This is a genomic window from Prevotella sp. P3-122 (assembly GCF_002251365.1).
Taxonomy (GTDB): domain Bacteria; phylum Bacteroidota; class Bacteroidia; order Bacteroidales; family Bacteroidaceae; genus Prevotella.
Map to the genome: position 1 here is coordinate 106681 of NZ_NPJH01000058.1, position 13198 is coordinate 119878.

At 54.3% G+C, this 13198-nt stretch carries 12 protein-coding genes; 9 read left to right on the forward strand and 3 right to left on the reverse strand.

Annotation, left to right across the window (positions count from 1 at the left end):
* Positions 1–2 precede the first annotated feature (2 nt).
* From CIL02_RS10610 to cls, 8 genes are read left to right on the forward strand one after another with little or no spacing between them, the layout of a single operon-like run.
* The gene (locus CIL02_RS10610; protein WP_094401563.1) at positions 3–1448 is read left to right on the forward strand and encodes an MBOAT family protein; all 1446 of its coding nucleotides are present in this window, start codon (positions 3–5) and stop codon (positions 1446–1448) included.
* Between the two features lie 4 nt (positions 1449–1452).
* On the forward strand, positions 1453–2457 hold the full coding sequence (locus CIL02_RS10615) for a DHHW family protein (protein WP_170935070.1): 1005 nt from the start codon (positions 1453–1455) through the stop codon (positions 2455–2457).
* 29 nt (positions 2458–2486) lie between these two features.
* Positions 2487–3971: a DHHW family protein gene (locus CIL02_RS10620; RefSeq protein WP_094401567.1), complete on the forward strand. Its 1485-nt coding sequence runs from the start codon at positions 2487–2489 to the stop codon at positions 3969–3971.
* Between the two features lie 58 nt (positions 3972–4029).
* On the forward strand, positions 4030–5688 hold the full coding sequence (locus tag CIL02_RS10625; RefSeq protein WP_094401568.1) for a rhamnogalacturonan acetylesterase: 1659 nt from the start codon (positions 4030–4032) through the stop codon (positions 5686–5688).
* A gap of 17 nt (positions 5689–5705) precedes the next feature.
* Positions 5706–7673, forward strand: a complete 1968-nt coding sequence (dnaG, locus tag CIL02_RS10630) for a DNA primase (RefSeq protein ID WP_094401570.1) — start codon at positions 5706–5708, stop codon at positions 7671–7673.
* A gap of 44 nt (positions 7674–7717) precedes the next feature.
* Positions 7718–8068, forward strand: a complete 351-nt coding sequence (locus CIL02_RS10635; RefSeq protein ID WP_094401572.1) for a 6-carboxytetrahydropterin synthase — start codon at positions 7718–7720, stop codon at positions 8066–8068.
* A gap of 5 nt (positions 8069–8073) precedes the next feature.
* On the forward strand, positions 8074–8658 hold the full coding sequence (locus CIL02_RS10640) for a radical SAM protein (protein ID WP_094401594.1): 585 nt from the start codon (positions 8074–8076) through the stop codon (positions 8656–8658).
* 45 nt (positions 8659–8703) lie between these two features.
* Positions 8704–10137 carry a cardiolipin synthase gene (cls, locus tag CIL02_RS10645; RefSeq protein ID WP_094401573.1) on the forward strand — a complete coding sequence of 478 codons (1434 nt, stop codon included), beginning with the start codon at positions 8704–8706 and terminating at the stop codon, positions 10135–10137.
* On the opposite strand, the gene CIL02_RS10650 is transcribed toward cls, so the two are convergent.
* Together CIL02_RS10650 and CIL02_RS10655 are read right to left on the reverse strand one after the other, a co-directional pair.
* Positions 10091–10660: an RsmD family RNA methyltransferase gene (locus CIL02_RS10650; protein WP_094401575.1), complete on the reverse strand. Its 570-nt coding sequence runs from the start codon at positions 10658–10660 to the stop codon at positions 10091–10093. The two genes, cls and CIL02_RS10650, sit on opposite strands and share 47 nt — an antisense overlap.
* A gap of 14 nt (positions 10661–10674) precedes the next feature.
* A complete protein-coding gene (locus CIL02_RS10655) occupies positions 10675–11481 on the reverse strand; it encodes a DUF3822 family protein (protein ID WP_240513644.1) in 807 nt (268 codons plus the stop codon).
* 138 nt (positions 11482–11619) lie between these two features.
* Here CIL02_RS10655 and CIL02_RS10660 point away from each other — a divergent pair, with 138 nt between their 5' ends.
* On the forward strand, positions 11620–12333 hold the full coding sequence (locus CIL02_RS10660; protein WP_170935071.1) for a porin family protein: 714 nt from the start codon (positions 11620–11622) through the stop codon (positions 12331–12333).
* Positions 12334–12384: 51 nt separating this feature from the next.
* On the opposite strand, the gene CIL02_RS10665 is transcribed toward CIL02_RS10660, so the two are convergent.
* On the reverse strand, positions 12385–12567 hold the full coding sequence (locus CIL02_RS10665; RefSeq protein WP_094401578.1) for a hypothetical protein: 183 nt from the start codon (positions 12565–12567) through the stop codon (positions 12385–12387).
* Between the last annotated feature and the right edge of the window lie 631 nt (positions 12568–13198).

A 13198-nucleotide genomic window follows, 5' to 3' on the forward strand; every position in this document is an offset into this window, starting at 1 on the left:
CAATGGTTTTTTCTGACCTTTTCTTCATATTCGTATTTCTGCCACTTTTCATGCTCAGCTACATGCTGGCCTCATATGCTGACAGACGGCTGCAGGCTGACGGCATGCCAGCGAGAGCAACCTGCCGCAATGCGGTTCTTGTGGCATTCTCGCTCATTTTCTATGCCTGGGGCGAGCCGGTCTATGTCTTCCTCATGCTGTTGAGCGTGCTTGCCAACTACTGGGCAGGACTGGCCATAGACCGTGGCCAGGGACGCAACAGGGCAGCCCTGGTGGCTGGACTGGCTGTCAACGTCCTGATATTGGGTGTGTTCAAGTATGCCTCTTTTATAGCCCAGACCCTTGCCGACCTCGGAATGCCTGTTGCCGTGCCGCGCATCTCGCTTCCGATAGGCATCAGCTTCTATACTTTCCAGTCCATATCCTACCTTGTCGATGTCTACCGCAAGGAGGCTCCGGCCCAGCGCCGCTATGCCGACCTGCTGCTCTACATATCCATGTTCCCTCAGCTCATTGCCGGTCCTATCGTCCGCTACGACATTGTCGCCCTGCAGATTAGGGAGCGAACCATCATGCGCTTCGACCTTGTCGAGGGCATCTACCGTTTCTTCATCGGACTGGGCAAGAAGGTTATCCTCGCCAATCAGTTCTCGGAGATAGCCGACCAGTTCCTGGCGGGCGGTCTCAACGACTTGTCCACTTCGGGCGCATGGGTAGGCATACTCGCCTTTACGTTCCAGATATTCTTCGACTTCTCCGGCTACAGCGACATGGCTATAGGACTTGGCCGTTGCCTGGGCTTCCGCTTCGCAGAGAACTTCGCACATCCCTATTGCTGCACGTCGATAACCGATTTCTGGCGCCGCTGGCACATGTCGCTTGGCAGCTTCTTCCGCGATTATGTTTACATCCCCTTAGGCGGCAACCGCCGTCATCAGGTGGCCAACATTCTTGTGGTGTGGTTCCTCACGGGACTATGGCATGGCGCAAGCTGGAACTTCGTCATCTGGGGCCTCTATTTCGGCATCATCGTGACTTTGGAGAAGTACACCCTGCTGCGCGTGCGCGACCGCATACCATCGGTGCTGCTCCATGTCTACAGCCTGCTGCTGGTTGTCGTGGGGTGGGGCATATTCTACTTCGACGACTTCGGGCGCATGACGGCGTTCTTCACAGCCTTTGCGGGCAATGCTTCCGAACTGCATGACTTCACGGTAGAGAGTGCCCTGTTCGGCAATTTCTGGTTGTGGGTGTCGGGAGTGTTGTTCTCGCTTCCCGTCTACGACTTCGTGTCGCGGCGTTTTGCCCGGCTGTTCCCCGCCAACACCCTGCTGCGCCGCAATCTGGTGCTTGCCATGAGGCTTGTCGTGTCGTGCGTGCTTCTGTTTCTGAGTGTGTCACTTCTTGTTGGAGCCACCAACAATGCGTTCATATATACGAGATTTTAGGATTATGATGAGAATAGTAACAATAATATTGGCCGTGACAATGGCCGCCGCGGCTGTTGCCGCCCCCTCGGTAAGCATCCGTAGGACAGCCCGTGGCATCATCGTTGTCGACGACGGTGAGCATATACGGGCGTTGGAGCCGTTCAGCGGCCATGCGTCGGGAGGCACGTGGTATGCCGGGGCTGTCAACAGCTACCGTGATGCCATGCCTGCAGATGTGAATGTCTACTGCATGGTCATCCCCACAGCCGTGGAGTTCTATTGCCCCGAGGAGGCAAGGACTTGGACTGTGGCCGAGAAGCCGGTCATTGACAATATATACGCCTCGCTGTCGCCTGCCGTCCATGCCATCGATGTGTACTCCGTTCTTCAGGCACATGCCGGTGAGCCCATCTATGCCCGTACCGACCACCACTGGTCGCCCCTTGGAGCCTATTACGCAGCCGGGGAGTTCGCTCGTGTGGCTGGGGTATGCTTTTCCCCACTTGCCAACTACGAGCGCAAGGTGGTGCGCGACTTCGTTGGCAGCATGTACTATTATTCCAAGGACCCGGCGGTAAAGAATGACCCCGAGGAGTTCGTATACTATGTGCCACAGGACTCATCATACATTACCACATATATAGGCCACAATATGGGCCGCAACCGCAAGGTGACGGGGATAACGGCGCCTTTCCAGGGGCCCTTCTTCATCAGCTACAAGGATGGCAGCAGCAGCGCATACTGCACATTCATGGGCGGCGATACCCGCACGACGCATGTCGCCACGAAGTCGGAGACCGGGCGCAACCTGCTCGTCATCAAGGACAGCTATGGCAATGCCCTGCCCGGCTACCTCTTTGATGCCTTCGATGACATCCATGTCGTTGATTTCCGATATTTCACACGCAACATTGTGGACTACGTCAGGGACAACAACATCACCGACATCCTTCTCGTGAACAACCTCCAGCATGCCTATGCGCAGACAACAAGCACAGCCCTGATGAAGATGCTCGGCAAGTCGTGACATAACAATATTCCTGAGGAGCTGACTAAATGAAACAGAACAACATATACATAGCCGTCATGCTGGCCGTTTACCTCTTTTTGGCAGTGGTATTCGACTTCTTCCCGCGCAGCAGGTACTCCGAGCTGGAGAAACGTGAGCTGGCGTCGTTTCCCACCTTTACCGCCGACAGTCTGATGACGGGCAAGTACACCACCGCCATCAACTCTTGGTTCAGCGATACGGAGCCTTACCGCGACCTTTTCATGTCCGTGAGCATGACGCAGAAAGACTTGCTGTCAATAGCACCTACCGACGATGCCGTGACCTTCCATGCCTCCGCCTCTCCGGCAACAGAGACAGAAAACGAGGAGGAAGATGACGCCGACGGCATGGACGAGGAGCTGAGCGAGCGCAACGTGGGCAAGTTTGCCGACAGGCCGCTTGCCGACGAGAACGCGAAGATAGCCAACAAGGGCATCATCATCGTGGGCAAGGGCGACAAGGTCAGGGCGCTGATGGCTTATGGAGGAGGACCCAACGGAGGAGTGGCCTATGCGCAGGCGGCCAACGAATACAAGAAGGCGTTCGGGAAGAATGTGAACGTATACTGCATGGTTATCCCCACGGCCGTAGACTACTACTGTCCCGAGAAGGCACGCAAATGCTCTAACGAGGAGAGGCTTACCATCAACAACATACATGCTCACCTCGCACCTGACGTTCATGCCGTGGATGTCTATACCATTCTGGGGAAACATGCCGGCGAGGACATCTTCCTGCGTACCGACCACCACTGGGCACCGCTTGGCGCATACTATGCAGCACAGCAGTTTGCCAAGGTTGCCAAGGTGCCGTTCCGCACGCTGGAGAGCTACACGCGCAAGGTGGTAAGGGGCTTTGTCGGAAGCATGTATGGCTATTCCGGAGACATCTCGCTGAAGCGAGCCCCCGAGGATTTCGTCTATTATGTTCCCAATGGCATTGACTACACCACCACATATACCGACTACAAGCTCAATGACGATTACCAGATTGTAGCCGAGTGCAAGCCCGTCAACGGACCTTTCTTCTACAAGTTCAAGGACGGCAACGGCGGAGCATACTGCACCTTCATGGGCAGCGACATGAGAATTGTGAAGGTGAGGACAGGCACTCGCAATGGCAGGCGGCTGATGATTCTCAAGGACAGCTTCGGCAATGCCTTGCCTGGCTACCTTTTCTATTCGTTCGAGGAAATAAATGTTGTCGACTACCGCTATTTCACCAAGAACATGCGCGACTTCGTGAAGGCCAATGCCATCACCGACATCCTGTTTGCCAACAATATCTTCAACGCCTATTCCAAGAAGATATGCAGCCGCTACATGCGGTTCCTCACACAGGCCAACGGCTCGTTCCCGTCGGCACCGGTCAAGCCGCAGCGAGCCGACTCTACGGCACGCAAGCACAAGGAGGAGAGCGCCGCAGGCAAGGCGGAAGCTGCCGTAGAGAGCAAGCCAGAGGCGGTGGATTCGATTTTATCGGAAAATTGAGCCGTGAATAGAGAAAAATGTGTATATTTGCACTGTTTTATCTTATACCTGTAGACAAATGAAACGATTACTATCTGCTATTGCATTTATCGCCGCGGCACAGCTCGCTGCCGCTCAAGGCTTTGACAACCTCCCCGACCCTGTGGAGGATGTGAACAAGGTTGTCGACAACACTCCTGACTCCATAGCCAAGGCTCTGATGTCGCGACCGGAACCAGGTACCACCCGCAAGGGCGACAACCCCGTGCTGTTCCTCATCGGCAACTCCACCATGCGCAACGGCACCAAGGGCGACGGCTCCAACGGACAGTGGGGATGGGGTTTCTTCGCCAGCAAATATTTCAATGCCAACAAGATAAGCGTCGAGAACCAGGCGCTTGGCGGCATGAGCACCCGCACCTTCTACACCAAGCTGTGGCCTATGGTCAGAAAGGCTCTGAGGAAGGGCGACTGGGTGATAATATCCATTGGGCACAACGACAATGGCCCCTACAACGAGGGACGCGCCAGGGCCGTGATACCCGGCGTGGGCACCGACTCGCTCTGCGTCACCATCAAGGAGACCGGAGAGAAGGAGACCGTATATACTTATGGCGGGTATCTGAGAAAATATATCGCCGAGTGCCGGGAGGCCGGCGCCCACCCGATACTGATGTCGCTGACCCCACGCGACGCTTACGATGAGAAGACAGGGAAAATTGTCAGAAAGCCACAGACAGAGTGGGCGGCATACGTGGCCGCACAGGAGGGCGTGCCATTCGTCGACCTCAACGAGATTTCGGGCAGCAAGCTCGACAGCTATAGCAAATGGAAGGAGCAGTACCACTTCTTCGGCGACCATATACACACCAGCGCCTACGGAGCGGAGATGAATGCGCGCTCTGCCGCCGAGGGCATTGCCGCAAGCCGCAATCCCGACCTAAAGCCACTGCAGGACATGATGATGGGCGTGCAGTTGCCCGTTGTCCAGGTGACGAGGGAGAAAGGCAAGCCCATAGTGTTCATCACTGGCGACTCCACGGTGAAGAACAAGGACAGCGACAAGGACGGCATGTGGGGATGGGGCTCGCAGGCATACACCGTCTTCGACCAGGACAAGGTGACTTGCGTCAACGTGGCAAAGGCTGGACGCAGTACGCGCAGCTATGTGCGGGAGGGACGCTGGGAGCAGGTCTACAACACCCTGCAGCCTGGTGACTTCGTGCTGTTACAGTTCGGACACAACGACATCTGCCCCATCGCCGACGCCAAGGAGCGTGGCGTAATCCCCGGCACCGCCGACACCTGCCATGTCTACAAGATGGAGAAGGACGGACGCTACGAGGTGGTATACAGCTTCGGATGGTATCTGAGGAAGATGATCGATGACTGCCGTGAGAAGGGCGCCACGCCGATACTCGTCTCGCTGACCCCACGCAACGAGTGGCCGCACGGAAAGGTTGAGCGACGCAACGACTCCTACGGCAAATGGTATCGTGAGGTGGTGGAGCAGACGGGCGTTGACTTCCTCGACGTACACAATATCTCTGCCGACTTCCTCGACCGCAAGTTCGCAAGCAAGAGCGAGGAGAAGAGCAAGAAGGCAGCGTCGAGGTATTTCAACAACGACCATACGCACACCTCGCTCGCCGGTGCCAGGATGAACGCGCAGAGCGTTGCCAAGGGGCTCCGCGACATCAACAGTCCGCTGGCCGCATACCTGAAGAAGGGAAAGTGACAACATAAGCAAACAAGATGATTGACCGCCAGACAGTAGAGAGAATAAAGGATGCCGCAAACATCGTCGACGTGGTGTCGGAATTCGTTACCCTGAAGAAGTCGGGTGCGAACTACAAGGGATTATGCCCCTTCCACAACGAGAAGACACCGTCGTTCATGGTGTCGCCGGCACGCGGCACCTGCCATTGCTTCGGCTGTGGCAAGGGCGGCAATGCCGTGAGCTTCATCATGGAGCACGAGCAGATGACATATCCCGAGGCGCTCAGGTGGCTGGCAAGGAAATACCATATAGAGATAAAGGAGCGGGAGCTGACGGCCGAGGAACAGCAGGAGCAGAGCGAGAGGGAGTCGATGTTCATCGTCAACGACTGGGCGGCAAAATACTTCGAGCAGACCCTTCACGACCATCCCGACGGCAAGGCCATTGGCATGCAGTACTTCCGCTCGCGCGGCTTCCGCGACGACATCATACGCAAGTTCCAGCTGGGCTTCGACCTCAGCGACCGGCAGGCCCTGGCCAGTGCAGCCGTGGGCAAGGGCTACAACCCCGACTATCTGCTCAAGGTCGGACTGTGCTACAAGAACGACCATGGCCAGCTCATCGACCGCTTTGCCGGAAGAGTGATGTTCCCGTGGATAGGAGTGAGCGGAAAGGTGGTGGCGTTCGGAGGCAGGAAACTCGACTCGGCCACCAAGGGGGTGCAGCAGAAATATGTCAACTCGCCCGACTCCGACATTTATCACAAGGACCGTGAGCTGTATGGCATCTATCAGGCCAAGAAGGCCATAGCCAAGGAAGACTGCGTGTATATGGTCGAGGGATATACCGACGTGCTATCGCTCCATCAGTGCGGCATCGAGAATGTCGTCGCCAACTCCGGCACCGCCCTCTCCCTGCACCAGATACACACCCTTCACCGCTTCACGTCGAACATCGTGCTGCTCTACGACGGCGACGCGGCAGGAATACATGCGGCTATGAGGGGTACCGACATGCTGCTTGCCGAGGGCATGAACCTCAAGGTGCTCCTCTTCCCCGACAACGACGACCCCGACAGCTTCGCACGAAAGCATACAGCAGCAGAGTTCAGAGACTACATAGCAGCCCATCAGACAGACTTCATTGAGTTCAAGACCAGACTGCTGCTCGACGGTGAGGCAGACCCACAGAAGAGGGCCGAGGGCATAGGCTCGATAGTAAGCTCCATATCCGTAATACCCAACCAGATATTGCGCGACACCTACCTCAAGAAATGCTCGCTGCGTCTCGGCATCAACGAGACGACCCTCATAAACCAGATGAACCGCCTCATACGCGACAGGCAGGAGCAGAGACCAGCACCCCAGACGCAGCAGCCGCCCGTAGCCCGGGAGAGCACCATTGTCACGAAGCCATCCATGCAGGCGTCGGGCAAGGTGGAGTGGATGCTCGCGCAGATGCTCGTAAGGCATGGAGAGCATGTCGTGCTACGTGGTGTGGAGGCCGACGACGGACAGCTCGTCGATGTCAATATCGCACAATATATATACTACAACCTTGGGGCCGACGGACTGCAGCTCTCCAATGCCCTTTTCAACCGCATGCTCGACGAGGCCGTCAGCCATTCTGCCGACCCTCAGTTCAATGCCATGCACTATTTCCTTCACCATCAGGACATAGAGGTGGCAAGGGTGGCGGCGGAGATGAGCGAGGACAGATACCACCTCACCGAGCAGAGCCAGCCCGCCATGCAGGACATAACGCCCGAGGAAGTCAAGAGGAAGGAGGAGTCGCGCACGGAGGCTCTTCTACAGCAGACCACCCACCTGCTGCTCGACTTCCGCATGGACTACGTGGAACAGCGGCTCAGGGACCTCAAGCAGCAGATAGCGGCGGCCGCGGCCGACAGACAGCGCATGATGGAGCTCATGCAGGAGTTCAAGCAGATGCAGGAGATTAGAAACAGCCTGGCCAAGCAGTTGGGAAGCAACATCATAATTTAGGCACCCGCTGCCCCGCCAACGCACAAGAAATATAAATACGGAAGATGTACTATATAAAGAAAACCATTGAGATTTCGGCATGTCACAGACTATGCCTGTCTTACGAGAGCAAATGTACCAACATGCACGGCCACAACTGGATAATAACGGTATACTGCCGGGCCAGGAAACTCAATGCCGACGGCATGGTGGTGGATTTCACCGAGGTGAAGCGACGCATACAGAATGTCCTCGACCATGCCAACCTCAACGATGTGCTGCCGTTCAACCCTACTGCCGAGAACATCGCCCGATGGGTTACGGAGACCGTGCCCTGCTGCTATAAGGCGATGGTGCAGGAGACCGAGGGCAACGTGGCAATGTATGTCGCCGATGATACGGAAGATATTTTATGACATCAATGCGCACTTACAGGGTAAACGATATTTTCTACTCCTTGCAGGGCGAGGGACATAATGCAGGACGTGCGGCGGTGTTTGTCAGACTGTCGGGATGCAATCTCGCATGCCCGTTCTGCGACACTGATTTCACAAGCTACGAGACGCTCACCGCAGCGGAGATAGTAGGGCGTGTGCAGGCTCTCGTTCCAGCAGGCTCTGTCAGGCCTATGGTGGTGCTCACGGGTGGCGAGCCGACGTTGCAGGCCGACGAGGCTCTTGTCGGCGCTTTCCATGGCGCAGGCTTCGGAACAGTAGCCATGGAGACCAATGGCACTATGCTGCCTCCTGCCAGCATCGACTGGCTTACGGTGTCGCCAAAGACACCGGTGACCGTTGACAGGTGCGACGAGCTGAAATGCATATTCGGCCCCGACGGCATTTTGTGTGATGCTGACATCGAGGCTACCTACAGGTATGTGCAGCCGTGCGATACAGGGGATGCAGCAGCCAATGCCGAGATTATAGCCCGGTGTGTTGACTTTGTCAGGCTCAACCCCCAGTGGAGGCTGTCCCTGCAGACGCATAAGCTCGCGGGGTTCAAGTGAGCGGACTGTGATGGAGAAGTCCGTCAAGCATATATTTCTTAGATAATGATATACGTACACTGGCTAATATTGCTTGTCTACATCTTTGTGGTTGCCGTGACCATGGTAAAGGTGCTCATGGACAACCGTCAGCCCGCCAAGACGCTGGCGTGGCTGCTGGTGCTGTCGTTCCTGCCTATGGTGGGCATCGTGCTCTACTTCTTCTTCGGGCAGAACACGCGCAAGGAGAAGCTCATCAGCCAGCACAGCATGGACCAGCTCACCAAGCGGTCGATGCTAGAGTTTGTAGAGCAGCGCAACCTCGTCGTGCCAGACCGGTGCCGCCAGCTCATACGTCTTTTCTACAATCAGGCTACCGCCCTGCCGTTCAAGGACAACGAGGTGACGCTCTTCACGTCGGGCTACGAATTTTTTCCGGCGTTGCTTGCCGAGCTGTCCAAGGCCACGCAGCATATACACCTGGAGTCATACATTTTCGAGGACGACGCCCTTGGCAACATTGTCGCAGACGTGCTCGTCGACAAGGCGCGTCAGGGAGTGGAGGTTAGGGTGATATACGACGATGTGGGCAACTGGCATGTCAGTGGCGCCTTCTACGAGCGCATGCGCACCGAGGGTATTGACGTCCACGCTTTCATGCCCGTGAAGTTTCCCGCCTTCACCAGCAAGGTCAACTACCGCAACCACCGTAAGCTGTGCGTCGTTGACGGCAGGGTGGGGTTCATTGGAGGCATGAACATTGCCGACCGCTATGTCAGGGGGCAGCACGGGCAGCCGTGGCGCGACACACATACCATGGTGCGTGGCGGTGCCGTGTATGCCATACAGCGTGCCTTTCTCGTCGACTGGTATTTTGTCGACCGCACCCTTGTCACCGACCGCCGTTACTATCCCGTCCTCGATGGTGCCGTCAGCAACGACTGTCTGGCGCAGGTCGTCACCAGCAGTCCCATAGCCCGCTGGCCGGACATCATGCAGGGGTATGTCAGGATATTGCTTGAGGCGCAGGAGTATGTGTATATGGAGTCTCCATATTTTCTTCCTACCGACGACGTGCTCTTGGCTATGTGTACGGCATCGCTATCGGGAGTCGACGTGCGGCTTATGATACCCCGTCAGCCCGACTCGCGCATCGTGAAGTGGGCCATGCAGTCCTATCTCTCCGAGATTTTGGAGGCAGGAGTCAAGGTGTATATGTATGACGGAGGATTCAACCATTCCAAGATACTCGTTGCCGACGATATCGTCTCCACGTGCGGTTCCACGAATGTCGATTTCCGCAGTTTCGAGAACAATTTCGAGTCGAATATCTTCTTCTACCAGCGCGAGATGGCCCTAAGGATGAAGGCACTGTTTGTCGCCGACATGGAGCAATGCACCGTCATGGAGGCTGCCGACAGCGGAGTCCGTGTCGGCATAGGCCGCTTCCTGCTCAGGTTGTGGGAGTCGCTAGTGCGTCTGCTGAGTCCTCTTCTCTAAAGATGGAGAAGTTGACGCTGCCATATACCCTGTGGTCTATGAGCCTTGGATGATCCTGGAAGCTGTTGCCCTTGCCGTGTTCCAGCACCATTATGGCACCGGGCTTCAGCAGGCCGCGTCCCAGCACGAGGTCGGGCAGAGCGTCGATGTCGGCAAGGGCATAGGGAGGGTCTGCAAAAATGAAGTTGAATTTCTGATGGCAGGACTTCAGGAACCTGAAGACGTCACCCCTGATAAGAATATTGCCAGTAGTCCCAATCTTGGTCATGCACTGTCTGATGAATGTCGCATGGTCGCGGTCGGCCTCTACGCTGACCACCTGCGAGCAGCCCCGCGACAGCAGTTCCAGCGATATGCTGCCCGTGCCGGCAAAAAGGTCAAGGGCTGTTGCCCCGTCGAAGTCGGTGAGCGAGGCAAGGACATTGAAGAGGTTCTCCTTGGCAAAGTCTGTTGTCGGGCGTGCCTTGAACGAGCGTGGAATGTCGAAGTGGCGCCCCTTGTATTTTCCTGTGATTATTCTCATGGTCCTTGAAATTCTTAAATGTCTAAGTATGTGAGCATGGTGTCCATGGGCATGCCCGCAATCTTGGTTACAGGAGCACGGTTGAAGTCAGCCGCCGGATTGATGGCATATACCTTGTGCAGATAGTTCCTCATCGCTGTGATAACCCATTGCCGGTCTGGTATTTCTCCACACAGGAACATCTCGTCCTCCGTGCTGTCGAGAGCCAGCTGCTTCCATACGTAGAGCAGGTAGTAGGCGGCATCACGCGAGTACTGAGCCTCGAACTGGTTGTAGAATTTCAGCCTTGTCTTGTCGAAGCATGCTGTCTCCAGCTTGCCGTCGTGGAAATAGCCATACAGCTTCCGCCTGCTGCCCGTAAGGCTTCGCCTGTGCAGGTAGTTGCATACCGGCACCACGAGAGGCATGAAGCGCACATCACGGTAGTGGTCCTCGACTACCATCTTCAGGTCGCTGTTTATGCCATACAGGGCCATGGCGTTCAGCGACGGCAGGGCACAGGCCATCACGGTCTCGCCGTTGGTGTCGCAGAAACAGTGACGATAGAGTATGTCGGCATTCTTCTCGTCGTACTCCTCGGCAGGTACCGTCAGCACCCTCGAATCGGCTATCACCAATGCCCTGTCGTTGTCACGTTGCAGTATGTCGCTCGTCTTGAAAGCCTGCCTTAGGTTTGCGGCCATGGACACTCCGCTCTTGATGATGTACGGCTCGAAAGCGACAAGCTGGTCGAGCGTGCCGTCGGGGGTGGCGAAACATAGAGAGTTGCTGCCTACTCTGATGCTGATGCGTGGTTTGCGTGTGGATGTGTTTGCCTGCATTGCTGGTGTATGATGGTTTCTGATGCAAAATTACACATTTTTTTTCATAAACTTGGCCTGTGGCGATAAAAACGTTGTATGATGCAATAATGGAGCTGGTGTAGCGTTCATATTGTATAAACAAAAACTTATATGATTATGAAGAGAACTGTAACTGTTATGCTCATGGCCTGCGTGTTTTGTCTAAACATCTGTGGACAAAGTAAGAGCCGAACGCTATCAATTATTCCCAAGGTTGGCACAAATATCAGTAATGTCACATCAAATGAGCTTTTTGTACAGGGAGACATCGCCCTGAAGTCGAAGTCGAAGGCTGGTCTGGTTTTCGGACTTGATGCGCAATATCAGGTTTCCGACCAATGTGCTGTCTCCCTCGGAGTCGGCTACTCACGCCAGGGATACCGTTACGGCGATTGTGAATATAAGGTGACGAGCACTGAGGACTATGATGTCTACGAGGGCATGAGCGACAACCATCACAACATAGACTATCTTACTGTGCCACTTATGGTAAGAGGTTATGTGGCCCGTGGACTGTCGGTGGGAGTAGGCGTGCAGTGTGGCTTTATACTGGACAACAAGATGAAATATGAGACATCGGCTTTCAATGTCTATCGGGACGGCAGCCGTGAGTATACAACAAGAAGCGAGGTTACGGAAGAGGAGTGGGGAAAGTCGATGCTGAATAGTTTCGATGTCTCAATACCTTTGTCTGTTGCTTACGAATATTCCAATGTCATTGTCTCTGCATCCTACAATATCGGACTTAGGAATGTGTGCAAGCAAACGGACGGAAAGAACAAGGTGATAATGTTCACGGCCGGCTATAAGTTTGACCTCTGTAGACTGTAATGTACACCCTTACGTCGGGACGAATATCAGCACAATACCGCCATAGATGGCCTACATGGCAAGGGGCGTTGCGTACGTCTTTGCCTTGTCGCCCAGCATCTCGCAGGCTATCTCGTCGTAGCCGTCGTTGATGATGAATAACCTCTTTGAGAGAAGTTTCGTCTCTCCCTGACGTGTCGTGAACGTACTCTCCTTCAGTTCACTGACGCTGACTATGCGTACTGTTAGTTCCATAGATTAATGTTATTAACTACTCCAAAACGAAACATTTGAAACAAGAAACAATAAGCATCTTTTGATGTTGATAATAATTTATATATATAATGTATAATATTATATATATAAAGGTAAACTGCCACAAATATAGCCTTATTGTTTCTTGTTTCAAATGTTTCAAATGTTTCAATCTGTCAAAGAACTCTTTCGGTTGCAAATATACCACCTTAATTACAAACAAAAAAACGTTAACTAAACTGAATTGGCTTTTTCAAATGTGAAAACTGTGCCGTATTGAGCGATATAATGGGTACTGTTATGAAAACAGCCTGTTTTAGCAGGATGAAATAAATAATATCACACGTAGCTGTGGGAGGCTCCGCAGCTACGTGTGATAATAATATGATACAGGTAAAAATCTCCTCACACCAATGTGTGTCAGGAGAAGTTATGGGGCATCCGACATTTCGAGTGATTACCATTTATAGCTGTGTGCTTTGTATTTGTTACCTTCATTGCCGCTAAGGTTATAAATCTTGTCTGTGGCGTATTCATATTTGCGGTTCATGCTATATCTCGAGTGACAATATATTGTTGCGTGGTCTATGCATATATATATCATTGCCGATAAGGTTAATAACCTTACGCC

Bases quoted from the DNA above. Each gene is read 5' to 3' on its own strand.
- CIL02_RS10610 (WP_094401563.1), top strand. From the start codon at position 3: ATGGTTTTTTCTGACCTTTTCTTCATATTCGTATTTCTGCCACTTTTC.
- CIL02_RS10615 (WP_170935070.1), top strand. From the start codon at position 1,453: ATGATGAGAATAGTAACAATAATATTGGCCGTGACAATGGCCGCCGCG.
- CIL02_RS10620 (WP_094401567.1), top strand. From the start codon at position 2,487: ATGAAACAGAACAACATATACATAGCCGTCATGCTGGCCGTTTACCTC.
- CIL02_RS10625 (WP_094401568.1), top strand. From the start codon at position 4,030: ATGAAACGATTACTATCTGCTATTGCATTTATCGCCGCGGCACAGCTC.
- dnaG (WP_094401570.1), top strand. From the start codon at position 5,706: ATGATTGACCGCCAGACAGTAGAGAGAATAAAGGATGCCGCAAACATC.
- CIL02_RS10635 (WP_094401572.1), top strand. From the start codon at position 7,718: ATGTACTATATAAAGAAAACCATTGAGATTTCGGCATGTCACAGACTA.
- CIL02_RS10640 (WP_094401594.1), top strand. From the start codon at position 8,074: ATGCGCACTTACAGGGTAAACGATATTTTCTACTCCTTGCAGGGCGAG.
- cls (WP_094401573.1), top strand. From the start codon at position 8,704: ATGATATACGTACACTGGCTAATATTGCTTGTCTACATCTTTGTGGTT.
- CIL02_RS10650 (WP_094401575.1), bottom strand. From the start codon at position 10,660: ATGAGAATAATCACAGGAAAATACAAGGGGCGCCACTTCGACATTCCA.
- CIL02_RS10655 (WP_240513644.1), bottom strand. From the start codon at position 11,481: ATGCAGGCAAACACATCCACACGCAAACCACGCATCAGCATCAGAGTA.
- CIL02_RS10660 (WP_170935071.1), top strand. From the start codon at position 11,620: ATGAAGAGAACTGTAACTGTTATGCTCATGGCCTGCGTGTTTTGTCTA.
- CIL02_RS10665 (WP_094401578.1), bottom strand. From the start codon at position 12,567: ATGGAACTAACAGTACGCATAGTCAGCGTCAGTGAACTGAAGGAGAGT.